Annotated in this window: 19 protein-coding genes and 2 pseudogenes; 13 read left to right on the forward strand and 8 right to left on the reverse strand. The window is 55.9% G+C overall.

Annotation, left to right across the window (positions count from 1 at the left end; translation table 11 throughout):
• Window positions 1-14: 14 nt before the first annotated feature.
• The 7 genes and pseudogenes from ACODS3_RS14235 (at window position 15) to ACODS3_RS14265 (ending at window position 7,328) form a co-directional block, all read left to right on the forward strand.
• Window positions 15-1,163 (forward strand): muconate cycloisomerase family protein, encoded by a 1,149-nt coding sequence (locus ACODS3_RS14235; protein WP_201019633.1) that lies wholly within the window; start codon window positions 15-17, stop codon window positions 1,161-1,163.
• A 10-nt stretch (window positions 1,164-1,173) separates the two neighbouring features.
• Window positions 1,174-1,464: a muconolactone Delta-isomerase gene (gene catC / locus ACODS3_RS14240; RefSeq protein WP_201019634.1), complete on the forward strand. Its 291-nt coding sequence runs from the start codon at window positions 1,174-1,176 to the stop codon at window positions 1,462-1,464.
• 73 nt (window positions 1,465-1,537) lie between these two features.
• Window positions 1,538-2,467 carry a catechol 1,2-dioxygenase gene (gene catA / locus ACODS3_RS14245; RefSeq protein ID WP_201019635.1) on the forward strand — a complete coding sequence of 310 codons (930 nt, stop codon included), beginning with the start codon at window positions 1,538-1,540 and terminating at the stop codon, window positions 2,465-2,467.
• 196 nt (window positions 2,468-2,663) lie between these two features.
• The gene (locus ACODS3_RS14250) at window positions 2,664-3,791 is read left to right on the forward strand and encodes a hypothetical protein (protein WP_489034852.1); all 1,128 of its coding nucleotides are present in this window, start codon (window positions 2,664-2,666) and stop codon (window positions 3,789-3,791) included.
• Between the two features lie 510 nt (window positions 3,792-4,301).
• A pseudogene (locus ACODS3_RS14255) lies at window positions 4,302-4,415 on the forward strand (transposase domain-containing protein); the annotation flags it as partial.
• Between the two features lie 293 nt (window positions 4,416-4,708).
• On the forward strand, window positions 4,709-5,917 hold the full coding sequence (locus tag ACODS3_RS14260) for a hypothetical protein (protein ID WP_489034854.1): 1,209 nt from the start codon (window positions 4,709-4,711) through the stop codon (window positions 5,915-5,917).
• Window positions 5,918-6,545: 628 nt separating this feature from the next.
• Window positions 6,546-7,328, forward strand: a complete 783-nt coding sequence (locus tag ACODS3_RS14265) for a hypothetical protein (RefSeq protein WP_489034856.1) — start codon at window positions 6,546-6,548, stop codon at window positions 7,326-7,328.
• A 140-nt stretch (window positions 7,329-7,468) separates the two neighbouring features.
• On the opposite strand, the pseudogene ACODS3_RS14270 reads toward ACODS3_RS14265, so the two are convergent.
• From ACODS3_RS14270 to ACODS3_RS14280, 3 genes and pseudogenes are all read right to left on the reverse strand, one after another.
• Window positions 7,469-7,749: pseudogene (locus ACODS3_RS14270) on the reverse strand (hypothetical protein); the annotation flags it as partial.
• A gap of 289 nt (window positions 7,750-8,038) precedes the next feature.
• Window positions 8,039-8,371, reverse strand: a complete 333-nt coding sequence (locus ACODS3_RS14275) for a hypothetical protein (RefSeq protein ID WP_489034858.1) — start codon at window positions 8,369-8,371, stop codon at window positions 8,039-8,041.
• Window positions 8,372-8,495: 124 nt separating this feature from the next.
• Window positions 8,496-9,410, reverse strand: coding sequence for a LysR family transcriptional regulator (locus ACODS3_RS14280; protein WP_236124074.1), 915 nt, complete (start codon window positions 9,408-9,410; stop codon window positions 8,496-8,498).
• Between the two features lie 309 nt (window positions 9,411-9,719).
• On the opposite strand from ACODS3_RS14280, the gene ACODS3_RS14285 reads away from it, so the two are divergent.
• The 5 genes from ACODS3_RS14285 (at window position 9,720) to pgm (ending at window position 18,544) form a co-directional block, all read left to right on the forward strand.
• The gene (locus ACODS3_RS14285) at window positions 9,720-10,742 is read left to right on the forward strand and encodes a zinc-dependent alcohol dehydrogenase family protein (protein WP_201002348.1); all 1,023 of its coding nucleotides are present in this window, start codon (window positions 9,720-9,722) and stop codon (window positions 10,740-10,742) included.
• Window positions 10,743-11,327: 585 nt separating this feature from the next.
• On the forward strand, window positions 11,328-12,830 hold the full coding sequence (locus tag ACODS3_RS14290; RefSeq protein ID WP_489034860.1) for a hypothetical protein: 1,503 nt from the start codon (window positions 11,328-11,330) through the stop codon (window positions 12,828-12,830).
• A 97-nt stretch (window positions 12,831-12,927) separates the two neighbouring features.
• Entirely contained in the window at window positions 12,928-14,334 is a 1,407-nt protein-coding gene (locus tag ACODS3_RS14295) for an aminotransferase-like domain-containing protein (protein ID WP_201019642.1), read from the forward strand.
• A 139-nt stretch (window positions 14,335-14,473) separates the two neighbouring features.
• On the forward strand, window positions 14,474-16,795 hold the full coding sequence (locus ACODS3_RS14300) for an ATP-dependent DNA helicase (RefSeq protein WP_374063447.1): 2,322 nt from the start codon (window positions 14,474-14,476) through the stop codon (window positions 16,793-16,795).
• Between the two features lie 102 nt (window positions 16,796-16,897).
• On the forward strand, window positions 16,898-18,544 hold the full coding sequence (gene pgm / locus ACODS3_RS14305) for a phosphoglucomutase (alpha-D-glucose-1,6-bisphosphate-dependent) (RefSeq protein WP_201019643.1): 1,647 nt from the start codon (window positions 16,898-16,900) through the stop codon (window positions 18,542-18,544).
• A gap of 53 nt (window positions 18,545-18,597) precedes the next feature.
• Here the strand turns inward: pgm and ACODS3_RS14310 are convergent, their stop codons facing one another.
• A complete protein-coding gene (locus ACODS3_RS14310) occupies window positions 18,598-18,873 on the reverse strand; it encodes a peptidylprolyl isomerase (RefSeq protein ID WP_122315356.1) in 276 nt (91 codons plus the stop codon).
• Between the two features lie 132 nt (window positions 18,874-19,005).
• Here ACODS3_RS14310 and ACODS3_RS14315 point away from each other — a divergent pair, with 132 nt between their 5' ends.
• The gene (locus tag ACODS3_RS14315) at window positions 19,006-20,172 is read left to right on the forward strand and encodes a PilT/PilU family type 4a pilus ATPase (RefSeq protein ID WP_201019644.1); all 1,167 of its coding nucleotides are present in this window, start codon (window positions 19,006-19,008) and stop codon (window positions 20,170-20,172) included.
• A gap of 57 nt (window positions 20,173-20,229) precedes the next feature.
• Here ACODS3_RS14315 and ACODS3_RS14320 read toward each other — a convergent pair whose 3' ends face one another.
• From ACODS3_RS14320 to ACODS3_RS14335, 4 genes are all read right to left on the reverse strand, one after another.
• Window positions 20,230-20,991 carry a 3-hydroxybutyrate dehydrogenase gene (locus tag ACODS3_RS14320; RefSeq protein WP_489034863.1) on the reverse strand — a complete coding sequence of 254 codons (762 nt, stop codon included), beginning with the start codon at window positions 20,989-20,991 and terminating at the stop codon, window positions 20,230-20,232.
• 10 nt (window positions 20,992-21,001) lie between these two features.
• On the reverse strand, window positions 21,002-22,393 hold the full coding sequence (locus ACODS3_RS14325; RefSeq protein WP_304574079.1) for a GntP family permease: 1,392 nt from the start codon (window positions 22,391-22,393) through the stop codon (window positions 21,002-21,004).
• A gap of 242 nt (window positions 22,394-22,635) precedes the next feature.
• On the reverse strand, window positions 22,636-24,048 hold the full coding sequence (locus ACODS3_RS14330) for a sigma-54 interaction domain-containing protein (protein WP_489034865.1): 1,413 nt from the start codon (window positions 24,046-24,048) through the stop codon (window positions 22,636-22,638).
• Between the two features lie 52 nt (window positions 24,049-24,100).
• Window positions 24,101-25,678: an ABC transporter ATP-binding protein gene (locus tag ACODS3_RS14335; protein ID WP_489034867.1), complete on the reverse strand. Its 1,578-nt coding sequence runs from the start codon at window positions 25,676-25,678 to the stop codon at window positions 24,101-24,103.
• Between the last annotated feature and the right edge of the window lie 29 nt (window positions 25,679-25,707).

The following is a 25,707-nucleotide window of genomic DNA, read 5'->3' on the forward strand; positions in this document are numbered from 1 at the left end:
TTAAAGGTATCAAGATGCTGTTTTCTGCGATTGAGACAATCGAGACGATTATTGTCGATCTGCCGACTATTCGGCCGCACAAGCTGGCCATGCACACGATGCAGAACCAGACGCTGGTGGTGATCCGCGTGCGCAGCGCCGATGGTATTGAGGGCATCGGTGAGGCCACCACTATTGGCGGCCTGGCCTACGGCAATGAAAGCCCTGAAAGCATCAAGACCAATATCGATCGCTACTTCACGCCACTGCTGATCGGGCAGGACAGTGCCAACGTCAATGCGGCCATGCAGCGCCTTGAGAGCTGCATACGCGGCAACACGTTTGCCAAGTCCGGGGTTGAAAGTGCATTGCTTGATATACAAGGCAAGCGCCTGGGCTTACCGGTCAGCGAGCTGCTTGGCGGGCGAGTACGTGATGCATTGCCAGTGGCCTGGACCCTGGCCAGCGGTGACACCGACAAGGACATCGCCGAAGCGCAGAAAATGCTCGACCTCAGGCGCCATCGTATTTTCAAACTGAAAATCGGTGCGGGGGAGGTCAACCGTGACCTGGCCCATGTCATCGCGATCAAAACCGCGCTGGGCGACCGCGCCAGCGTGCGGGTCGATGTCAATCAGGCCTGGGATGAGGCCGTCGCGTTGCGTGCCTGTCGGGTATTGGGCAGTAACGGCATTGACCTGATCGAACAGCCCATTTCGCGTAATAACCGTGCGGGTATGGCGCGTCTCAACGGGATCAGTCCGGTGCCGATCATGGCCGATGAGTCCATCGAGTGCGTGGAGGACGCTTTCAATCTGGCGCGTGAGGGCGCGGCTTCAGTCTTTGCCCTGAAGATCGCCAAAAACGGTGGCCCGCGCGCCGTGTTGCGCACTGCGGCGATTGCCGAAGCCGCAGGTGTCGGCCTGTATGGCGGCACCATGCTTGAAGGCGGTATCGGCACAGTGGCTTCGGCGCATGCCTTCCTGACCCTGCAGGCGCTGGCTTGGGACACTGAGCTGTTCGGCCCGCTGTTATTGACCGAAGACATCCTCACCGAGCCGCCGGTGTATCGCGACTTTCAGTTGCATATTCCTCGAACACCCGGCCTCGGTCTGAGCCTGGACGAACAGCGTCTGGCTTTTTTCCGTCGCGACAAGACTTCCATTTCCGTTCAACAAGCCTGAGGTGAGCAGCATGCTGTTCCACGTAAAAATGACGGTGAAGTTACCGGTCGACATGGACCCGGAACGTGCCGCACAACTCAAGAGTGACGAAAAGACCCTGGCCATGCGCCTGCAACAGCAAGGCAAATGGCGCCATCTCTGGCGGATCGCCGGGCTGTATGCCAACTACAGCGTCTTTGATGTGGACAGCGCGCAGGAACTTCACGATCTGCTCACGCAATTACCGTTGTACCCGTACATGGCGATCGAAGTTGACGCCCTGTGCCGACATCCTTCTTCCATCCATGAAGATGATCGCTGATCTGTGATCGGCCAAGTGCAGCACGTTAATAACCAAGTGCAGCACGCTAATAACTACAAGATGAGGATTAATCATGAGCGTCAGAATCTCCCGGACTGCAGGCGTTAAACAGTTTCTAGAAGAGGTCAGCGGGCAACTCAATGACAATGGCAACCCGCGTATCAAAACCCTGATTCACCGGATCTTGCGTGACTCGGTCAGCATCATCGAAGACCTGGAAGTCACCCCTGAAGAGTTCTGGAAGGCAGTCAACTATCTCAATGTGCTGGGTGCGCGCCAGGAAGCAGGCTTGCTGGTGGCTGGCCTTGGGCTGGAACATTATCTGGACCTGTTGATGGACGCCGCCGATGAGCAGGCTGGCAAGACCGGCGGCACGCCACGCACCATCGAAGGGCCGCTGTATGTGGCAGGCGCTCCGTTGAGCCAGGGCGAGGCCCGGCTGGACGACGGGCTTGATCCGGGCGTGCCGCTGTTCATGCGCGGGCAGGTCAGGAATACACGGGGCGAACCCGTTGTCGGGGCTGTGGTGGATGTCTGGCACGCCAATACGGGTGGCGGTTACTCGTACTTCGATGTCAGTCAGTCGGAGTTCAACCTGCGTCGTCGCATCGTCACCGATGCTGAAGGGCGTTACCGCTTTCGCAGCATCGTGCCGTCCGGCTACGGTTGCCCGCCCGATGGCCCGACGCAACAGTTGCTCGACCAACTGGGCCGTCACGGCCAGCGCCCGGCCCATGTGCATTTCTTCGTTTCTGCCGCCGAGCATCGGCACCTCACCACCCAGATCAATCTGGACGGCGACCAATACCTGCATGACGATTTTGCCTACGCCACACGTGACGAGTTGATCGCTAAAATTACCTTCAGCGACGAGCCCGCGCGCGCCAAGACACTGGGTATTGAGGGCCGCTTTGCTGAAATCGAATTCGACTTCACCTTGCAACCTGCGGTTGTTGTAGAAGATGAACAGCGTGGCGAGCGGTTGCGTGTGCTGGAGGATTAAGGGGGGAATTGAACCAGCAAGGCCTGCTTTAGAGTAGGCCTTGGTGGTTATGGTTGATTGGTGTTGTTTTGTTGTGCAGATCGGCTGGACTGCGAAGTAGCTTGAGCGAAACCTTCGCAAGTACTGATAATTTTGGTGGGCTCTTTAGCTATAGCGTTCTATAGTAACGGCTGAAGCAGTTTAGGAGTATTTGTGATTGAGCGAAAGATCGGTAATTAATTTTATAAAACCATGCCGTGATCCTGTAGAAAATCATCGAATCCTTACTCCTCAGTACGCAATGGCCATGCTGGAGCAAGGACATATCGTTCAGATAGGATTGGATAATTGCACGCTGCAGAGAATGGAGGAGCTGCCGGCCAGGCCTTCCCAAGCAGCGGCTGAGGCGGTGGGACTTCTTCCCCTCGTTGAGTTTCTACAGCGTGCTCCTGGTGTTGCCCTTGCTGCCATAGGAACGCATGAGATGCCTGACAGGCGTGTCGCAAAGGCAAAGTGGGCGTACGAAAACTTTTGCTCGACCTTTTGGCCGGACCACCAAGACGATGTTGAAGCTACACACAGAGAGTTCGACGAGAACTCTACAGAACGTTGGGTCGAACTGACTGAGCTGAGCGAAGAAGCCAGATGTGTCTACGGTCCGGCATACATTGCTCTTCTTCAAATGCAGAATATACAAAGAACATATTCGTCATTGGGCCCCGAAGAGAAATTTGAGGTGTATCTCCACAGCATCGCTGGCATGCTGGACCTAGTCAGCGCGTTTGAACTCGAGATCGCTAAGTACGCGTTCTGGCAAATCTCGCATATCAATATAGATAAGCTTCCTGATAGCGTGCGTGCAAGAAGAGTGGATATAAAGGAAAACTTTACAAAACAGCAGTCCACTGTCAGCAAGTGTAAACGGGCCGCTTTTAATGGCGCTATGGATCTACACTGGCTCAGTGGAGCTAATTTATCGGAAGATCTTGGCGCAACAATCAAAACCGACGTAGGAGAGTTTGTGCTTGATAATTGGGTAGGGACCAATGACCTCAAGCTCTACCGAATATCTAGAGACCTGCATTCGGTACCCCACGATGGTTCGAGAACTATGCGTTTTGTGCGCGCACGTGAGCCTGTTCTGGAAGCACTTCCTTACTGGCGCAATGTCGATCGCATGTCACAGGATGTGATGCTTTACCGGCATGCTAGCGGTTACCGATCTCTTGATAAGAGTTTGCTACCTAACGTTGACGCTGCCATCAAGCACCTTGAAGGAGAGTTATGCAAAGTGCTGCCCTACTGTAAGGGGGCCGCAAACACACCTTCCGATCCCGGCCAATAAGGGCGATTGTGTCCGAGATCATTTTTAAGTGGACGCAATTACCCTTAACGTCAGGATCACCATGCGCCAATATAAGTCCTACTCCAAATCCTTCAAAATCCAGTTCGTCCAGAAGTATGAGTAGTCCAGTGTTTCCGTGGCGGTTATTGCGATGAGGCACGATATCAACGCAAACGTCGTTCTCCGGTAGATACCGCTTCACCGCGATCAGCAGGCAGTCGCGCTGCCAATTTTCATTTTTTTGGAAGTCACGGCGGTTGAACCCAAGCAAAAAACCGAAGCGTCAGTGATTATTAAATTACCACTCTGCCAGCAAGTGTTGACGATCAAGTGGGCCGCTTCAGATCCCGGCGGCTGCGCTCGTTTCATTCGAGGGGTTGCTCGATGATCCGCATCGACGCCATCTGGCTCGCTGTACGCCGTTTGAATCAAGGCAAGTTTCACTGGCCTGGCATTCGGCACGGTTGTGAGATAGAGCTGGACATCGAACAACCTCATGCCTTGGTGCTCGAGCGGGCAGCGGCGATCATGAGTTTGATTCAGTCGGCTCTCATGAATAGGCATGATCCGTATGCTTATCTGAAAGATGTGCTGACACTGTTGTCGATGCATCGGGCGAGTTAGATTGAGCAACTATTGCCGTATCGGCGTATGACTGCCTGATCATGTAAGGAGCAAGATTACATGCTGACCGGGGTCTTCGTTCGACTCCTAAGCCGAAATCGACAGGCGTTTCGTTCTATGATTAAATCATAACTACAACACTTTTGGCTTGCTGACAGCTGCTATACAAGGAGATAACCCTGCTTGGACCGGGCTTGTTGGCTCCCGTGACAACAATTTTTAAAGCAGCGAGTCGACCACGCGATTTAACCGACAGCCACTGCGCTGGATAAACCAACCGAATGGAGCGGTTTATGTCAGATCAATTAAAGAAGCTTCTTGAGCAACAAGACTATATTAAGCGACTCATCAATCCGTATGGCGACATACAGAGTCAGATGACTGCGATGGTAAACAACGTCAGCAAGTCGTACCTTTTCGGTTCTCATAATGTTCTCGAAAGCGAGCGACTAAAGCTCCTTGCTAGCCTGGATACGCTGGGTGATTCAGCTTATCACGGCTTGGATAACCGACTCCGGATCGGTGCGGGAGGGGCGCTTGAGGAAGCGAGATATCTAGGTCTTATAGGTCAAACATCAAGTTTAGCCGAGATGAGTGCTTCTGTACTCAGTGCGCAGGACGCTTACGCACATCAGTTCAGGTTGCCGAAAATCTTGGAATTGAGCGATATTGCAAAAACAGCATTTGAGACAAGCTTGGCCCGCACTGTCTTTTCATCTGCAGAACCCCTTCAGGCAGTGATGGCCGGCATGTCTTTCCCTTGGCTCCTCACAGGTTATAGTGAGATCTCTGCAAAGGCACTATGTAATATTTTGGCGATCGGAAAGGGGATTGACGGGCCGCACTCATTCCAGCGTTCCTTTACAGAATCGCTGCGCCAATCACTTGGAGACTGGCGCGATGGCTTCACACCGGATGTTGAAACTCTCAAAAATCCTGCTGAACGTATCCGCTTGTACGCAGAGCGTGGATTTGACTCTGAATTAACAGATTTCACACCTGAAGCATTTGATGAGGGACTACGTGCCGCAGGTTTAGATATTTTTTACCCTGAACAAGCTAGCAATAATTGCGAAGCAGATGGTACCCGCTCCAGTATGGCATTCAACTGTCTATGGCAGCTAGAAGTCGCTATTCGCAGGTATATAGAACGGGTCATGCTTGAGAAATGTGGCCCCAAGTGGATGAAACAGCGAATTCCCCAAAAGCTTCTGGAAAGCTGGATTGCCAAAAGGGAGAAGGCGGTCAATGCAGGCCAGGCTGAGTGTCCTCTTATTGACTATGCAGACTTCACTGAGTACAGCATGATCATCGAAAGAAATGATAACTGGCAGGATATTTTCCAAGTAACGTTTGGTCGTCGTGAAGACGTACGTGAGTCCTTCCAACGTCTCTTTCCGGTAAGGATTGCAACCATGCACGCGCGAATCATAACCCTTGATGATGAGTTAATGCTTAGGGTTGAGTCTAAGAGGATATTGAACGCTATCAGTCGGCATTGAAAGCAGGCCAAGCCGCGGATGAGCTTGAACCGAGCAGGCAGCGGTTCAAGCTGAATCTTTTGGCAACACGTCAAATCACACCGCGTAAATATAATCCGCGACAGCATTGGCAATAGGTGCAGGAAATAAGGTTGCCGGAATCCGCTGCCCATAAACTCAACCATTTGGGCTGGACATGTGCAAGAGAGTAGAGGGATAGAGCATGTCGTGGAGAGACACAGTGTACTAATTATCGCTCAGGTGATACCTAGTATAGGTCGAAGTGACATGAAGGTGTTGCGCAAAGCTTTGGGCGATGCTTATCTATGGTGTTAGCAGGAAAGGTATCCATACAAAGCTTGGCTGGCCGAGATACGACACCAGATGGGGCGCTCCTGAACAGGCCCAGAGTCGATCAGGAAAGTACTCAAGCCGGCATGTTAAATTAATAGTCAGGTACCAGCAGAAGGCAATATGATTGATGCCGCTAGCATACGAGATGAACTTTAGGCTTGTTGATAGAAAATGTGTTATTGGTATCAGAGGCCCTTCATTTGTCGTGGGCTGAGATAGTAAAATTAGATAGTTTCAAAGAGAGGGCAATAGATGCCCGTGTCATAGTTAAAATGGAAAGCGATAAGGGATATTTATGTTCGGATTAAGAGCTCGTCACTCAATCGCTCAGCTTTTGGGTCTTCAAGAGATACCTACTATTCGAGTGATTTTGGAAAAGCACGGAATCGATGCTTCGGAAATTCATCCCAGAGCAATGTTAGGTAGCCTAGACCTCCTCATTACCGAGGCAGACGATAAAAAGCTGAAGTATGTAGTCGATGAAATCATGCGAACATATAAGGATCTTCGATCACATGTCAGTCCAAAGGAGCGATTTGATGAGCGGTACGATGACCTTAAAAAATGCCTTCTTCTCGATGGTTTCGCGGTAGAGAACAAGCAGCTTCTTACTCTCGATCCGTCTATCCGAGACGCCACTCCAGTTGATGACGAGCTCATCGCGGTACTTCAACAACTGTGCCTGCCACGCTGTGATGGAGTGATCCAGAAAATCAATGATTCAACTGACGCCTTCAGGCGACCGATCCCCGATTTCAATGCCTCCCTCGCTAATGCGCGAGTGGCTTTGGAAACACTTGCGGGTGATATCGCTCATGCAAGAATTATAGGTATGCAGTCGCCTCCCAGCCTAGACCCTACGTCCTGGGGTAGTATTTTGAACTGTCTGAAGAAGATTAGTTTTATCACCAATGAGGAAGAACTGGGCCTGGCGGGGGTTTACAGATTCCTCAGTCCTGGAGCCCATCGTCCAATAGGTTTGCCCCAAGATCAAATGACGAGGTTAGGTCGAACTCTCGCGCTAAACATGTGTTGGTTCTTGGCCAAGCTCCACCAGGCGAATATTGTGAGAACCTAGAACGCGCCAAGGTGCATGGTGAAAGCGGCTGTTTTGGGGGGGATTTGGAGTCCCATTCACTCTGTCAACGAGTTATGTCCGCAATTGAAATCTATTAGTTCTGTTCCATGAACCCACCTACCGAAATATAGGTAACTCGTTTACAGTAGCATTTCCGGTGAGAAGTTCCACGGCAACAGCACTTCGTAATCTTCTACCGATTTAGTATGCGGCAACCGCTCAAGTGCGCTGTACAGCCACGTATATCGGGGTGTGACCTGCGGCTGCGTTTTTTTCATCCGCGTTTTCAGTTTGGCCAACACGAGTGGATTTTTTCCTGACGTGCAATAGAGCACTGTTCATCGCTGGTATCCTTGAGTTCACGCTCGGTGCCATACAACTTGTTGATCAATGTCAGTGCGGCATCGACGTGCACTGTCTTGCGTGTCTCGCAGACGATTTAGCAAGCTTGTTGCTGGGTAGAAGAGGGAAAGTTATTTTGCAAAGGGATATTTTTGTCTCCTCCGCAAAATAGCCATCCCTCCTTTATCTTTATTTTTTCATTGGACAGTTACGAGCATCATGATTGCGTCCAGTGCAAATACTGCAGCGTCTGGCATCCGGGCACGTTTGAGCATTATGCCCAGATTTATTGCATACAGAGCATCGATTAACGTTAGGGCAGTTACGCTTTGTGTGATTGCCTGCTCCGCATTGACTACACGACATATCTATACCTCTTGATCAGTTCCTTGGCGATTTTTTAAAACAGCGTTGGCTGCCATTTTTTCTTCGAGCCTACCTGTGTCGCGCAGTTTGTGTAACTGCTTATCCGGCAAATCTTCATAGGTTTCTTTCAGTCCATTTGCTTCACGTACTTTATTTACTGCCGAAGTACCTGCGTAAAAGACGGAGTTGAACAGCCCCTTTCCGAAAAGCTTGGCTCCAGCCAAAGCAGTGTCTTTAGCACCTATCGCTCCAGACACCTCTTGATAAGCTTCTTTGAGATCGAAATAGGGAGATTTCGATTTTTTTTCCTGTTGTGAAGCCTCGTCGCTATCCATTGCTAGCATCCTGCGAGCCACTGAAAGGAGGCGATTTTAACTATTTTGAGGTTATAGTGCCACTAATCTGGATTGCAACACACATCCAATAATCGGTGGATCTTGAGGGCGACACTGGTCGATCTCAAAGACTATCCGGATCCCCAAAGAACATCTGAATCCGCGACCTCAACCACCGTTCCCCCGGATCATTATCCTGCGCCCCGCGCCAGGCCATGTGCAGTTCAAAAGTCTGAGTTTCAAGAGGCAGGTTCTCTGCTCGAACCCCGCCAGCGGCCGTCAGCACCTGTGCGGCATAGTCCGGGACGGTGGCGATGATGTCGGTGCCTGTCAGGAGGGTGGCCAGGCCGTTGAACTGCGGGACGGCCAGGACGACGTGGCGTTTGCGGTTTATTGCTTCCAGGTATTCATCGATAAAGCCGCTCAGGTCGCCTGCGAATGACACCAGGGCGTGAGGGCGTGAACAGAAGTCGTCCAGGGAGAGGGCGCCGGGAATCGAGTCGGCGCGCAGCAGTTGCGGCTTGCTTCTGCGCAATACCTTGCGTTTGGCGTTGGCGGGCAGGTCCTGGGTGTAGCTGACGCCCACGGAAATTTCGCCCGAGGCCAGCAGGGCTGGCATCAGGATGTAGTTGACGCGCCTGACCACCAGCACGATGCCGGGTGCTTCGGAGCGCAGGCGTTTGAGCAGCGTCGGCAGCAGGGCGAATTCCACGTCGTCGGACAGGCCGATACGGAAGACGTTGGTGCTGGTCGCCGGGTCGAACTCCGATGCCCGGCTGACCGCAGTGGAGATCGAGTCCAGCGCGGGGGAAAGGAGGGCGAAGATTTCAGTGGCGCGGGCAGTCGGCTCCATGCTGCGGCCGGTACGCACGAACAGCGGATCATCGAACAGCCCGCGCAGGCGTGAGAGGGCCGCACTGATTGCCGGTTGCCCCAGGAACAGTTTTTCGGCCGCGCGAGTAACGCTTCGTTCATGCATCAGGGTTTCAAAAACGATGAGCAGATTGAGGTCAACGCGACGCAGATCATTGCGATTCATGCGGAATATCTCGGGCCATTTGTCGATTTGATGCTTTGAGAGGTTGCGATAGTACGAGCAAACGCCGATGACGCGCATCGAAAATTCGTTGTCATGGCTTAAATGTCCACACTGGTTGCAATGTTTCGTCGACATGCCAACAATGGCCGCCCATGAGTGCATGGGGATTCAGGGATTGTCAGGCGTTGCCGCCCGGCCCATGAGGCACAATCGATGACAGGCATGTCGACTATTAATAGCCACTGATAGTGTTGTCGGCAGAGCCCGGATAGAGTTCACGGCATCAAGGTATACAAGGCGAGGTTCTAAATGTCCCGCACGATCCGTTTTCACCAGTTTGGCCCGGCCGAGGTGCTCAAGGTCGAAGAGCATCCCGACACGTTGCCCGCACCCGGCGAGGTGCAGGTGCGTGTCCAGGCAATCGGTGTCAGTTGGTATGACGTTCTCTGGCGGCAAAATCTTGCTTCCACCCAGGCGCGTCTGCCTGCCGGTCTTGGCTATGAGATGGCCGGTGTCGTAACCGCTCTGGGTGATGGCGTCAGTGATCTGGCCGTAGGCGACAAGGTCGCCAGTTTTCCGGCTGCCGATGCCAACAAGCATCCAGTCTATGGCGAATCCATCGTATTGCCACGCTCGGCATTGACCCGTTATCCCGACGTGCTGAGCCCTGTCGAAGCCAGCGTGCATTACACGCCGATGCTGATTGCCTACTTCGCGTATGTCGATCTGGCGCGGATCAAGGCGGGGCAAACCGTGCTTGTCACCGATGCCAGTCACTGTGCCGGCCCGTGCTTTGTCCAGCTTGGCAAGGCGCTGGGTGTTCGTGTCATCGCGGTGACCAAGACTGACGATGCGCGTGATTACCTGTTGGCTCAAGGTGCTGACAAGGTGGTGGTCACCGAGGAGCAGGACTTGCTGATGGCTATCAACAAGTACACCGACAATCGCGGTGTGGATGCGGTCTTCGATGGCCTGGGCGGCCCACAGATGTCGATCATGGGCGATGTGCTGGCTCCGCGTGGAAGCCTGGTGCTATATGGCCTGCAAGGTGGTAACCAGACGCCGTTCCCGGCCTGTGCAGCGTTTCAGAAGAACATCCAGTTCTTCGTACACTGCCTGGGCAATTTCACCGGCAAGCCTGAGCTGGGAATTGTTCCTGACACCGAGGCACTGCAACGTGCCCTGCGCGAGATCAATCAGTTGACGGCTGATCGGGTACTGGTGCCGCTCCAGACTCGCAACTTTCCGTTCGAGCAAGTGGTTCAGGCTCATCGCTACATGGATACTTGCCCGATTGGTGGACGTGCCGTGCTGGAAATCGCTCAGGCATAGTTTTTCACCCGTCTATCAAGTTCTGCACGAAGCCTTCCTTTTCAGGAGGGCTTTTTTATATCTGCAAGTTTGTGCGCTTCGGTGGGCAGGGCTGCTTTCACGAAGGCAGAATTAGTTGTTTAAATTTTTTCCGTTTTACAGATGAGCGGTTGTTTGTCGTCGTGAATTTAAAAATCCTCATAATGAGTAGTCATGTTTAATTTGTCTGTCGGATGTCGCTTTCATTGAACAGCGTTTCCTACGGGCAAAAAAGCATTTTTTGTCGGCTGCTTCAGGTGGTCTGGTGTGGAATCCATTTCTAGAGCGTTTGCCTTGTCGGGGGCGGCGCACAATGCTGGCAAGACAGGGTCTGGGCTGTGACGTTTTGCGTTGAGCGCAATGTTTATTTATGGCGCTTGTTTAAACCGAGTGTATTGCTTTTGGTGTCGATCTGTACCTTGTAATTGTTTTAGGGATACCGATAATAGTTTGGTAATTCTTACTCAGGGAATGAGTCATGATTGATTATAAACTCGCGTATAAGCCTGATATTAAATGCCGCCCTTACATCATGTTTTTTCTTGATAAAGGCGTGGGTGAAAAAGTATGAGCTCCATTCACGAACAAGCAATGAATTATGTCTACCAGCAAGTGTTGCAGCGTTTGCTGGGTTACTTCACGAGGGCTGAGCGTACGGCTTTGCAACTGTTGATTCAGCGGCTGATCGTGGCGGCGGGCGGTATCGAGCGTATTTCCAGTTTCAAGGTGCTGATCGCTTTTGGAGGTGGCAAGGACAGCGCTTACACACTGGCGTTCCTGAGAGCGGCACAGTTAAGCATTGCAGGTCGATCCCCTGGCACTTTCAACCTGCGGGTGGCCAACATGCGCCATGTAGGGCTTACGCAGGCAGTGATGGATAACATTCACCGCACCTACTCGGCGTTGTTTCTGTATGACGATCCGCGTGTGGAAATGCTCGTGGTCGACAATCAATATACTCAGGTGTTCGAGCCGGACCTGCCGTTTTCCAGTGCCGGGCGCGAGCAGAACCGCTCGGACATGTTGCTGGCCGGCCATCTGACGGCAGGCGATGCACGCACGACCTTCTGCAATCGTTGCTACCTGGGGCTTGCCGAGTTTCTGGGGCGGGCTTCGAGCTGGGGGAGCGGTGTGGATGCTGTCGTCAATGGCGACTCCCGCAAGGAGCAGAAACACTACGTTACCTGGGCAATGCGTCTTGCCCAGCGCACGGGGCAGGGCAAGGCTAACTGGAGTGGCCAGAACCTCAATGGCATCCTCAGATCAATCGATACTATCGGGCAGGCTTATTTCCATGAGCTTTATGGCGAAGGGGATGAGCCTGCCAAGTCGCCTCGAGCCACCGTTTATCCCAATCAGTCGATTGTTCCGACATTCATCAGCATTTGCGATCTGGTCAACTGCAAGGTTGAGGAGCACTGGAACCTGCTGACCGAGTTCCTGGGGTTTCGCTTCGATGACCTGGCGTTTGCCTTCAGCGAGTCGGACTGTGCCAATCCACTATTGATGGCCCATATACGAGGCCTCAAGGCGCAATACCTGCAAGGACGCAGCTATGCCGATGGAATTGCCGAGTACCTGACTCTGGCGCGCATAATGATGCGCCGCAAGCAAATGCCGTCACGGCTGGTCAAGCAGGCCATGGATGCCTATGAAGGGCCCGAGGGCATCGAAGCGCGTCATGAACTGGCCGCCAGTTACGCTCAGGAAGGATTTGGTCTGAGTGAGGCGCAACTGGTCTGCATGATTTTCTCGCCCTTCGTAGATCGGGGGCGTGGGCTTGAAGCGTTCCTGCGCGGTTGTCACCCGGGCATGCTGGTGGCATTACCGGATCTTCATAAAGTGCTCTCGGGCCTGACGGCACCTGAGCAGGTCGTGCAATGGCTTGTCGATATCAGCGGCTTGAGCCTGAAGGGGTTACAGAGCCTGTACTGCAAGGTGCGGGTGGACTTCGACAGTGAAAGCTCCATCATCGCCCGGTTTCGCGCCTCCGACCCGGACAAATGCCGGATCGTGACAGTTGATCCTGAGACCGGCGGTGTTGTGGCTGAAGTGCTCTCCGGACGTTAAGCCCTCTTGTCTGGCGAATGGCTGTTGCCGTGGATTCGGTACCAGCCATGTCGCTATCGCCTGGAAAATCTTTTGGCCACGCGCCGGATTGCCTCCCATGAAAAACAAAACGGATTTCGCCTATCAGGCGGTTTACCGCTATCTCGTTCGCCTGATTGACGAGGTGCAAACCGATTCCACGACCAGGATGCCGTCCTTGCGCCAGTTGTCCCGGCGTCTGCGTGTATCGATCTCGACCGTACAAAGCGCCTATTCGTTGCTGGAGAAGGAAGGGCGTGTGTGCTCCATGCCCAAGTCCGGCTATTACGCCTTGCCCAGCGCAAGCAGCGACGAAACGCCAGAGCCGGTATTCGAGAATGGCAACCTGCTGGAAGCGTTTTACCGGCATATCCGTCGCCCCGGTGTATGGGTGCTGGGTAATGATGAACCCACACTGCTGCAATCGATGGAAAGCCCATTGCTGGCCATGGAGCGTGAACTGCTCAGGTATTACCCGCGCCCACTGAGTTCCGGGTTTCAGCCTTTTGGGGATATCGAACTGCGTACGGCCCTGGCGGCTCGCTATACCCAGGATGCCCAGCGCTGCTGGCACCCGGAAAATGTCTACATCGGGCCGGATATGCCGGGCATGCTGGCGGCGGTTGTCGAGGTCTTGAACCTGCGTGGCGCAACCGTACTGGTTGAGTCGCCTTGCACCTGGACGTTGTTGCGCTTGTTACAGTCCTTCGACATCCGGGTCATCGAGGTGCCGCTGGACGAGGCGGGCGCTATCAATCTGGCAGTGCTGGATCAAGTGCTGCTGACAGAGAACATTGGCCTGGCGCTGTTACCCTCGCTGCTTAATCCGGTTCAATGCAGCACATTGCCTGCTGCCAATCTTCAGGCCGTCGCTCAACTGCTCAATCGGTATCGGGTCTGGGTGCTGGAAAACGACAGCCACGGCGAACTGGTTTTTGTGCCGAAGCAAGCCCGCCTGCGGGATTTGATCGATCCGCAGCGTCTGTTGATCCTCGGCAGCTTCGACAAGGTTCTGGGGCCCGAAGCTCCTTATGGCTACCTGCTGTGCAAACACTTCGACGTCCAGTGGCAGCAGTATTTCCTGCTGCGCGCCTTCGAGTTGCCGCCGATTCGTCAGAAGGCGGTTGCCAGGCTCTGTAGCAGCGGGCGGCTGGATGCTCATCTGGTTGAACTCAGAGAGTTGCTGGCGCAACGCATGCAGATGATGGTGCAGTTGCTGGACCGGGATCTGGGGCAACTGCTGCGTTATGAATTGCCTGAAGGCGGCTGCGGAATATGGGTGCAAAGTGTGTATCGCGTGGACATGCGCCAGGTTTTCGAGAGCCTTTTGCAGCAGCGCATTATCGTTACCCCCGGCGAGTTGTTCAGTCTGCAAGGCCTGCACCGCCAACACCTGCGCATCGGTTACGCCATTGACTGGACCCAGAACATCGCCCGGTTGCTGAGCGCACTGGCCGAGGCCTTGAAGCAGGCGCGGCAGCATTGAGGTGCAGGAGACGCCCGGTAGGAGCGCACTTGCCCGCGACAGGGCCGCTGATCCATTTGTATTTGCCAGAGCCGGGAAAAGGCTGTTATCTGTACGCCTATCCAGTATCGGCAATCAACAGTTCCCCTGTGCAGTGACTCTGACGACTTCTTCCAGCCCTCACCTTGAACCGCAATCTACTGGCGCAGAGCCCTCGCGTTATGTCGTGGCGGTGCGTGCGTTATGTGAATTCACGGCCAAGGCCGGCAGTCTGGATCTGCGCTTCACACCTTCGCCCACGGCCCAGGAAGGTATTGCCGGGCACCGCACCGTGGCGGCTCGGCGTGGCGCGAGTTATCAGGCTGAGCTGTCGCTGAGCGGCGATTATCGGGAGTTGACGGTTCGGGGCAGGGCCGATGGCTACGATGCGGCGCTCAATCAACTGGAAGAGGTGAAGACCTACCGTGGTGAGCTTGATGCCATGCCCGGCAATCATCGTCAATTGCACTGGGCGCAGGCGAAAATCTACGGCTGGCTGATCTGTCAGCAATTGAATCTGAACGAGGTCACTCTGGCGCTGGTGTATTTCAACATCGTCAGCGAACAGGAAACCCTGATCCGCGAGTCGTTCAGCCGCGAAGCGTTGCGGGAGTTTTTCGAGCGGCAATGCGAGATATTCCTGTACTGGGCGCAGCAGGAACTGGCGCACACCTCGTCACGCAACCAGAGTCTGAAGACGCTCGCATTTCCTTATCCGCAGTTTCGGACCGGGCAGCGAGTGCTGGCCGAGTCGGTTTACAAGGCCGTCAGCACGGGGTCCTGCCTGATGGCGCAAGCGCCGACCGGGATTGGCAAGACGGTCGGTACGTTGTTCCCGATGCTCAAGGCTGCACCGACTCAAAAGCTCGACAAGGTATTCTTCCTGACGGCCAAGACGCCGGGCCGCAAACTGGCGCTGGATGCCCTGCAAGTGATCGGGCGCAGCTCGCCCGACCTGACCCTGCGTGTGCTGGAACTGGTCGCACGGGACAAGGCCTGCGAGCACCTGGACAAGGCTTGCAATGGTGATTCCTGCCCGTTGGCCAACGGTTTCTATGACCGCTTGCCTGCCGCGCGCAGTGCCGCCTTGAATGCGCCATGGCTGGATCAGGCTGGTGTGCGCGAAGTCGCCTTGCTGCATCAGGTCTGTCCGTATTACCTCAGCCAGGAACTGGCGCGCTGGTCGGACGTGGTGGTCGCGGACTACAACTACTATTTCGACCTGAGCGCCTTGTTGTTCGGCCTTGCCCAGTTCAATCAGTGGCGCGTGGCGGTGCTGGTGGACGAAGCCCATAACATGGTCGAGCGTGCCCGCAGCATGTACAGCGCCAGCCTCGATCAGCAGAACCTCAATGCACTTCGACAAAGTGCTCCGCAGCCCTTGCACAAGGCCTTGCAACGGCTCAGTCGCCAATGGAATGCCCTGCACAAGGAACAGGCGGGCGCCTATCAGGCCTACGCCGATGTGCCGGGTAAATTTCTGAGCAGCCTGAACCTGTGTGTGTCGGCGATAGGCGATTACTTCAACGAGCACCCGCATGCGGTGGATGGCGCGCTGCAAAGCTTCTATTTCGATGCCATTGCGTTTGTAAGGATTGGCGAACTGTTCGATGAGCATTTCATCTTCGATATCGCCGTGCGCGAGTGGGGCGCGAAACGCCGTTTTTCCCGGTTGACCCTGCGCAATGTGGTGCCGGCTCGTTTCATTGCGCCGCGTCTGAGCAGCGCGCTGGGGACTGTGCTGTTTTCCGCTACGCTGAAGCCGCAACGCTATTATGCGGACTTGCTGGGGCTGCCAGAGAAGACGGTCTGCATCGATGTGGAGTCGCCGTTTCACCACGAGCAACTGGATGTCCGGATCGTCAGCCACATTTCGACCCGCTTCACTCATCGACAGGCCTCGTTGGCCCCTATCGTTTCCTTGATGGGAGAACAGTTTCAGGCGCAACCGGGTAATTATCTGGCGTTCTTCAGCAGCTTCGATTATCTGCAACAAGTGGTTGAGCTGATGCGTCAGAGCTGGCCGCAGATCGAGCTGTGGCAACAGGAACGCGGCATGAGCGAAGGCGAACGTCAGGCCTTTCTCGACCGCTTTACCCTGAGCAGCAGAGGCATTGGTTTTGCGGTACTGGGCGGTGCATTTGGCGAGGGTATCGACCTGCCCGGAGCACGGCTGATCGGCGCGTTCATCGCGACCCTTGGCTTGCCTCAGTTGAACCCGGTCAACGAGCAATTCAAACAACGCATGGCTGCCTTGTTCGGTGCTGGCTACGATTACACCTATCTTTATCCGGGGGTGCAGAAAGTCGTGCAGGCTGCCGGTCGAGTAATCCGCAGCCAGAATGATCGTGGTGTGGTCATGCTGATCGATGACCGTTTTGCCGAGCGTCAGGTGCAACAGCTACTCCCGACCTGGTGGCAGCTCGCAAACTCAACTACTTAGGGATCGATAGCCAAGCATTCCGGTCAAACTGCCAGTAAACTGCCGCACCATAGGCGTTTTCGCCAAAACCGAATTTCCTGTCCCCATTTACGTGGAGGTTGTATGAGTCTCAGTCCTTTCGCCGGCAAGCTGGCACCTGCGCAGTTACTGGTCGATATCCCGAGACTGGTAACGGCCTATTACGCCGGGCAGCCGGACGCTTCGATCACAACCCAGCGCGTGGCCTTCGGGACTTCCGGCCACCGCGGCAGTTCGTTTGAACTGAGTTTCAACGAGTGGCACGTTCTGGCTATCAGCCAGGCGATCTGTCTGTATCGTCAGGCCAATGGCATCGATGGTCCGCTGTTCCTGGGTGCCGACACCCACGCACTCTCGACGCCTGCCAGCTCAACGGCCCTTGAAGTACTGGCTGCCAACGGCGTGCAGGTGATGATTTCCGAAGGTGACGAATACACGCCGACTCCAGCGGTATCCCACGCGATCATCTGCTACAACCGTGGCCGTACATCCGGTCTGGCCGACGGTATCGTGATCACGCCGTCCCACAACCCGCCGCAAAGTGGTGGCTTCAAGTACAACCCTCCAAATGGCGGCCCGGCTGACAGCCACATCACCAAATGGATCGAGAACAAGGCCAACGAACTGCTGGCCGATAAACTCCAGGGCGTGCTGCGCATCAGCCATGAAAAAGCCCTGCGTGCCGATACCACCCATCGTCATGACTACGTCAATACCTACGTGGCCGACCTGAAAAGCGTCATCGATCTGGATGCCATCCGCGATGCCGGTCTGCGCCTGGGCGTCGATCCGCTGGGCGGAGCAGGGGTTCGCTACTGGTCGGCCATTGGCGAGCATTACGGCCTGAACCTGGACGTGGTGAACCAGTTCGTCGATCCGACCTTCCGCTTCATGAGCGTGGACTGGGATGGCCAGATCCGCATGGACCCATCGTCCAGCCATGCGATGCAGAGCCTGATCGGCCTCAAGGACCGCTATCAGGTCGCCTTTGCCTGCGACCCGGATCATGACCGTCATGGCATCGTGACCCCGACTGGCGGGCTGATGACGCCTAACAGCTATCTGGCAGTGTCCATCGATTATCTGTTCCAGAACCGTCCGCACTGGCGTGCCGATGCAGCGGTTGGCAAGACCGTGGTCAGCAGCGGCATCATTGACCGGGTCGCGGCGCGTCTTGGCCGTCGTCTGTACGAAGTCCCGGTGGGCTTCAAGTTCTTTGCCGAAGGCCTGTTCGAGGGTTCGCTGGGCTTTGGTGGTGAAGAGAGCGCGGGTGCTTCGTTCCTGCGTCGCGACGGCACGGTCTGGACCACCGACAAGGATGGTCTGATTCCGGCCTTGCTGGCGGCCGAAATCACTGCACGTAAAGGCCGTGACCCGAGCGAGATCTACAAGACCATGACCGACGAGCTGGGCGAGCCGTTCTCGACCCGTGTCGATGCCAAGGCCAACCCGCAACAGAAGGCGCTGCTGGGCAAACTGTCGCCGGAGCAGGTCAAGTCCACTGAACTGGCGGGCGAAAAGATCCAGGGCATTCTCAGCCATGCACCGGGCAACGATCAGGCCATTGGCGGCCTGAAAGTGATGACCGAGAACGGCTGGTTCGCAGCGCGCCCATCCGGCACCGAGGACATCTACAAGATCTATGCGGAAAGCTTTGTGGGCGAAGATCACCTGCAGCGTCTGGTGGCTGAAGCCCAGGTGCTGGTCGATGGAGCGATTGCACCGAAGTGACTGGACAGGTTTCGGGCTACTCTTGCCTTGGGGTGTGAGTAGCCTGGAGCCGGTCAGTCGCGGTAGAACACCTGAACCAGGTGGTAGCCGAACTTGCTCTTGATGGGGCCGTGTACAGTGCGTAGCGGCTTCTTGAAGATGACCTGATCGATGGCGCCGACCATCTGGCCGGGCCGGACTTCACCCAGGTCGCCGCCACGTTTGCCGGACGGGCAGGTGGAATGCTTCCTGGCGAGTACGTCGAAGGCCTCGCCCTTGGCGATACGCAGCTTGAGCTGCTCGGCTTCTTCGGCAGTCTTCACCAGAATATGGCGGGCTTGGGCTTTCATGTCGCAATATCACCTGTCAGAAAAGGCTGCCATTATGCCTGTCCTGACCCGATTGAATAAATCTGCTCGTGAAAGGTTGCTGAGTGCAGCGGGCAGACAAGCGTTTTCACATTATCTTGTGCGGTGTTGATTATGGATTTCCCGGCGTTGTTGAAGATTCTGGCCAGCCAGGACGGATCGGACCTTTATCTCTCCACCGGAGCGCCTCCTTGCGCCAAGTTCAATGGCGTGCTCAAGCCGCTGGGCACTGAAACCCTCAAGCCCGGCGAGGTGGCGACTGTCGCCCAGAGCCTCATGGATGAGGAGCAGAAGCTCGAATTCCAGCGTGAGCTGGAAATGAACCTGGCGGTGTCACTGGCCGGTATCGGGCGTTTCCGGATCAATATCTTCATGCAGCGCAACGAAGTCTCCATCGTGGCGCGTAACATCAAGCTGGATATCCCGCGTTTCGAGGATCTGCATCTGCCGCCGATCCTGCTCGATGTGATCATGGAAAAACACGGGCTGGTGTTGTTCGTGGGCGCGACGGGCTCGGGTAAATCCACTTCTCTGGCGGCCCTGATCGACTATCGCAACCGCAATGCCAGTGGTCATATCATCACCATCGAAGACCCGGTGGAGTTCATTCACCGCCACAAGAAGTCCATCGTCAACCAGCGTGAAGTGGGGGTCGATACCCGCAGTTTCCGTGCCGCGCTTAAAAACACCTTGCGACAGGCCCCGGATGTGATCCTGATCGGCGAGATTCGTGACCGGGAAACCATGGAGCATGCGCTGGCCTTTGCCGATACCGGCCACCTGGCAATCTCGACCCTGCATGCCAACAACGCCAACCAGGCCCTGGACCGGATCATCAACTTCTTCCCGGAAGAGCGCCGCGAACAACTGCTGCACGACCTGGGCAACAACCTCAAGGCCTTCGTTTCCCAGCGTCTGGTCAAGACCCCGGATGGCAAGCGACGTGCGGCAGTGGAAGTGATGATGGGGACGCCGACCATTCGCGATCTGATCCAGCGTAACCAGTTGACCGAACTCAAGGGCATCATGGAAAAGTCCGGCAGCCTGGGCATGCAGACCTTCGATACCGCGCTGTTCAATCTGGCGGTGGAAGGTGCAATCAGCGAAGAGGAGGCCCTGAAAAACGCCGACTCGCAAAACAACGTGCGCCTGCGCCTCAAGCTGCATGGCGAAGGCGGAGTCAGCAACCTCACAACACCTCCGCCTGCACCTGTCGGGACAGGCTCGACAAAGATGTCCGATTGGGGGTTGGTGGACGAGAATGAAGAACCCCGGTCCTGACTGTTCAAACTGTGTGGGAGCGGATTTATCCGCGAATGAATTCGCTCCTGCACAACGTTATTGAGCCAGCCACCCACCATCCACATTCCAGGCCGCACCGCGCACCTGAACCGCCGCCTCGCTGCACAGAAACAACACCAGCTCACCCAGTTGCTCCGGTGTAACGAAATCCAGCGAGGGCTGTTTTTCGGCCAGCAGGTCGTGTCGGGCCTGATCCGGGTCGCCCTGGCGGTTATCGATCTGTTGCTGCACCAGCGGCGTCAGGACCCAGCCGGGGCAGATGGCGTTACAAGTGACATGACTGCGGGCGGTTTCCAGACCTACCACTTTAGTCAGACCAATCACGCCATGTTTGGCCGCGACATACGCCGCCTTGCCGGTTGAACCCACCAGCCCGTGAACCGAGGCGATATTGATGATTCGTCCCCAGTCCTTGCTGCGCATACCGGGCAGGCACAGGCGGGTGGTGTGGAACACCGATGACAGATTGATAGCGATGATCGAGTCCCAGCGCTCGACGGCAAAGTCCTCCACAGCGTCCACATGCTGAATGCCGGCGTTATTGATCAGAATGTCGATCCCGCCAAACTCGCGTTCGGCATAGGCGATCATGTCGGCAATCTGTGCCGGGTCGCTGACATCCGCAGGGTGGTGCCCAACGCGACCGCCAAACTGTTGCACTTGGGCGATCACCGTCGAAGCATCGCCGAAACCGTTGAGGATCAGGTTGGCGCCGGCTTTGGCCAGAACCAGGGCAATGCCCAGGCCGATGCCGCTGGTGGAGCCGGTGACCAATGCAGTTTTTCCTTGCAGATTCATAATCGATTCCTTAAACGATGCCAGTGGCGTAGAACGCTGCGATCACGACGAAAACCGCCAGTGTCTTGATGATAGTGATACCGAAAATGTCCAGATAAGCTTCACGGTGGGTCAGCCCGGTCACGGCCAGCAGCGTGATGACCGCGCCGTTATGGGGCAGGGTGTCCATGCCGCCGCTGGCCATGGCGGCCACCCGATGCAGGACTTCCAGCGGGATATTCGCGGCGTTGGCAGCCGCGATGAAGCTGTCTGACATGGCGGCCAGTGCGATGCTCATGCCGCCCGAGGCCGAACCGGTGATACCGGCCAGCAGGGTGACGGTAATGGCTTCATTGACCAGCGGGTCCGGGATGCTTTTCAGGGCATTGGCCAGCACCAGAAACCCTGGCAGTGAAGCGATTACAGCGCCAAAGCCATATTCGGATGCGGTATTCATGGCCGCCAGCAACGCGCCATTGACCGCGCTTTTACTGCCTTCGGCCAGCCGGGAGCGAATGGCGCCGAAGCCGAATATCAGCACCATCACAATGCCGGTCAACAGTGCGGCTTCAACGGCCCAGATCGCCGTCAGCCTGGCAATCTCAGTCTGGATCGGAGCCGCCATGCCCGGCAGCGCCAGGGTGTGGGTCTTGCCGTACCACTGGGGAATCCACCAGGTAAAGAGCAGGTTCATGACCCCCACCAGCACCAGTGGCGAGAGCGCTATCCACGGGTTGGGCAGTTTGATGTCGGCTGCCGTTTCCGGTTCATTGCGCAGGTCGTGTCCATAACCTTCGCCGTTACGTGCAGCCTTGTTGCGCTGACGCTGCAGATACAGCATGCCTGCGCTGAATACGAACACGGTACCGATCAGGCCCAGCCATGGTGCGGCCCAGGCGGTGGTATTGAAGAAGGTCGTGGGAATGATGTTCTGGATTTGCGGCGTGCCGGGCAAGGCATCCATGGTGAAGGAGAACGCTCCCAGCGCGATGGTTGCCGGAATCAGGCGCTTGGGGATATCGCTCTGGCGAAACATCTCGGCGGCAAACGGATAGACCGCGAACACCACGACGAACAGCGACACGCCACCATACGTGAGCAGGGCGCAGACCAGCACAATCACCAGCATGGCCTGGCGTGTGCCGAGCACACCGATGGCGGCTGCCACGATGGAGCGGGAAAACCCGGACAGCTCGATCAGCTTGCCGAATACCGCGCCGAGCAGGAACACCGGAAAGTACAGCTTGATAAAGCCGACCATCTTGTCCATGAACAGCCCGGTAAATGCAGGCGCCACTGCCGAAGGGTCGGTCAGCAATACTGCACCCAGCGCGGCAATGGGGGCAAAGAGGATAACGCTGTAACCACGGTAGGCCGCGAGCATCAGCAGCGCGAGCGCCGCCAAAGCAATGAGTACGCTCATGGGTATCTCCTGTTGTTATTGTTTTTTGGGTGCGGTCAGGCCGCCGCAGGGCTATAGCGGGATTCGTGCCATATATTCAAGTCATTGAAAGTAAAGGGAATTACTAAAATGCATGCAGCCGGTAATCTCACAACAGAGACTACCGCCGCCCCGTAGGAGCGAATTCATTCGCGAAAGATTGGTTTTCGCGAATGAATTCGCTCCTACGGGGGTGGTGTCTCTTAAGGGAGACTCGGTTCTCTTTATTGAGACTCCACGATCCCCAGCATTGCCATTTTCTTGTAGAGGGTCGAGCGGCCCAGGCCGAGCTGGTTGGCCGCTTGCACCACATTCCCTGCACACTGCAACAAAGTGGTTTCGATCAATTGTCGATCATTGCGCTGACGGGCCTGGCTGAAGGTTTCGTGGACATGAGGGCGATTATCGCGGGCGTTGCTTGCGACTGGCGGGAGCAGGGTGCCGATGGCCGTATGGATATCCTTGGCCGTGAGTTGCAGATCGTCGCTGAGCAACGCCGCACGCTCCAGCACATTGCGCAGTTCACGGATATTGCCGGGCCATGCATGTTGCGCCAACAGTTTCAGTGCATTGCCTTCCAGCTCATGCTGGCTATGCAGTTCTTCGAGGATGGTTTCACTCAGCACAGGCAGATCCTCCAGACGCTCGCGCAATGGGGGAACCTGAATGGGCAGGACGTTCAAGCGGTAATAGAGATCAGCGCGAAATTCGCCTCGCTTGATCGCCGCCTCCAGATCGGTGGAGGTGGCCGCTATCAGACGCACGTCGCTCTGGAACACTTCATTGGAACCTACGGGCTCATATTCCTTTTCCTGCAGCACCCGCAGCAACTTGCTTTGCAGGGCCAGTGGCATGTCGCCGACTTCATCGAGAAACAGCGTACCGCCCTGGGCAATGTTCAGTTTGCCCGAACGTCCCTTGCGTACGGCACCGGTAAAGGCGCCGGGTGCCGTACCAAAGAACTCGGCTTCCAGCAGGGCTTCCGGGATTGCTGCACTGTTGATGCTGACAAAGGGTTTGTCGGCGCGGGGTGAAGCGTTATGAATGGCATGGGCCAGCAGTTCCTTGCCGGTGCCGGTCTCGCCCAGCAGCAGGATCGGGGATTCGGTGCTGGCGCTGCGCCGGGCACGGCGTTTGACTTCCAGTGTCGCCTCACTGATGCCGATGAAGTGCGCAAAGCTGTATTTTGCCTGCCGGGCCTTGAGCAGTGAGCGCGTACTGGCCAGTTCCTGCTGCATGCTCTGGTAGCGTTTGAGCAAGGGCGACAACGTCTGCAACTGATCGAACAGGGCAAAGCCGATGGCGCCAATCACTGAGCCGGCGTTGTCATGAATGGGCAGGCGCATGACCACCAGCGGGTCTTTTGCCGTGTCCATCATGTCCAGCAGGATGGGCTGTCCATTGCTGGCCACCTGACGCAACAGGCTGCCGGGAATCACGCTTTCGCAAGGCTGCCCAATGGCCAGGCTGGCATCCTGCAGGCCAAACCGGCGTGCATAACGTTCGTTGATCCAGACGATGCGCGCATCTTTGTCGACGATCACGGTGCCTTCGCTGGACTGCTCGATGATCTCGAACAGCGAGCGGGTCGCAAGACGCTGGATGTTTTGGTAGTCGCTGAGATTATTGTTTTTCATGGGGATGTTCCGTCATTTAACCCCGGCGTCTGGCCGAACAGAATGCCTGTTTTTATCCTGGGTGCGCTGCCGCCAGCAATTCCCTGGTGTAAGGGTGCTGAGGCGAATCGAAGATATCGTGGCTGGCGCCACGCTCGACGACTTTGCCATCCTTGACCACGATCAAATCATGGGCCAGCGCCTTGACTACAGCCAGGTCATGACTGATGAAAAGGTAGGTCAGGCCGTGTTTTTCCTGCAGGTCACGTAGCAGTGCAACGACTTGTTTCTGTACCGTCCGATCCAGCGCCGAGGTCGGTTCATCGAGCAGTATCAAAGCAGGTTTGAGTACCAGTGCCCGAGCGATAGCAATACGCTGGCGCTGGCCGCCGGAAAACTCATGGGGATAACGATGGCGGCTTTGCGGGTCGATGCCGACTTCTTTCAGTGCCCGTATCACTTCGGCTTCGCACTGCCGGGCATCCAGTTGCCTGTGGACCTCCAGACCTTCGCTGATTATCTGCGCCACCGACATGCGCGGGCTGAGACTACCGTAGGGATCTTGAAAGACCACCTGCATCTCTTTGCGCCATGGACGCATCTGTTTCTGATTCAAGCCATCCAGAGCCTGTCCCTGAAAACGGATACTGCCACGAGACTCCAGGAGGCGCAGGATTGCCTGACCAAGTGTCGACTTGCCTGAACCCGATTCGCCCACTATTCCGAGGGTCTTGCCGCGTTCGATACTCAGGCTGATGTCATCGACGGCCTTCAGATACTCCTTGTGACGACGCAGAATGCCGCCTGCCAGGGAAAACCAGACGCGCAGGTTCTCGACTTCCAGGACTTTTTCCCGGGTATCCCGTGGCAAGGGTTCACCCGCCGGTTCGGCATCGAGCAACAGGCGGCTGTAAGGGTGCTGTGGCGATTTGAACAGCGACTGGCAGTCGGTCTGTTCGATGATTTCCCCGGCGCGCATCACGCAGACCCGCTGGGCAACGCTATGGACCAGATTCAAATCATGGCTGATCAACAGCAACGACATGTTCAGGCGCTGTTGCAGCTCCTTGAGCAGCAACAGAATCTTGCGCTGCACAGTGACATCCAGCGCTGTGGTCGGCTCATCGGCAATCAGCAGTTCCGGTTCGCAGGCCAGGGCCATGGCGATCATCACCCGCTGGCGCTGACCACCGGACAGTTCATGAGGGTAGGCTTTGAGCCGCTTTTGCGGATGCTGGATGCCGACCAGTTCCAGCAGCTCGACGATGCGTTTCTGGGCCTCGCGACCACTGATGCCGCGATGCAGGAGCAGTGTTTCGCCGATCTGCCGGGCAACGGTGTGCAACGGGTTGAGGGAGGTCATGGGCTCCTGAAAGATCATGGCAATCCGATTGCCCCGCAGCTCACGCAAGGTCCGGTCGCTGGCGCCGATCAGTTCCTGACCGCGATAGGTTATGCTGCCGGTACTGGTCGTGCCGCTTTTGGGCAACAGTTGCAGAATCGAGTGAGCAGTGACCGATTTGCCCGAGCCGGATTCACCCACCAGTGCCAGACATTCGCCCGCGCAGATATCAAGGCTCAGGTCGCTGACGACCTTCTGCCCACCGAAGGCGATGTTCAGGTTGCGGATTTCGATCAGTTTTTCTGACATTTCAGGGTCTCGAATCAGCATCAGGGATC

It is taken from the genome of Pseudomonas sp. FG43 (assembly GCF_057809175.1).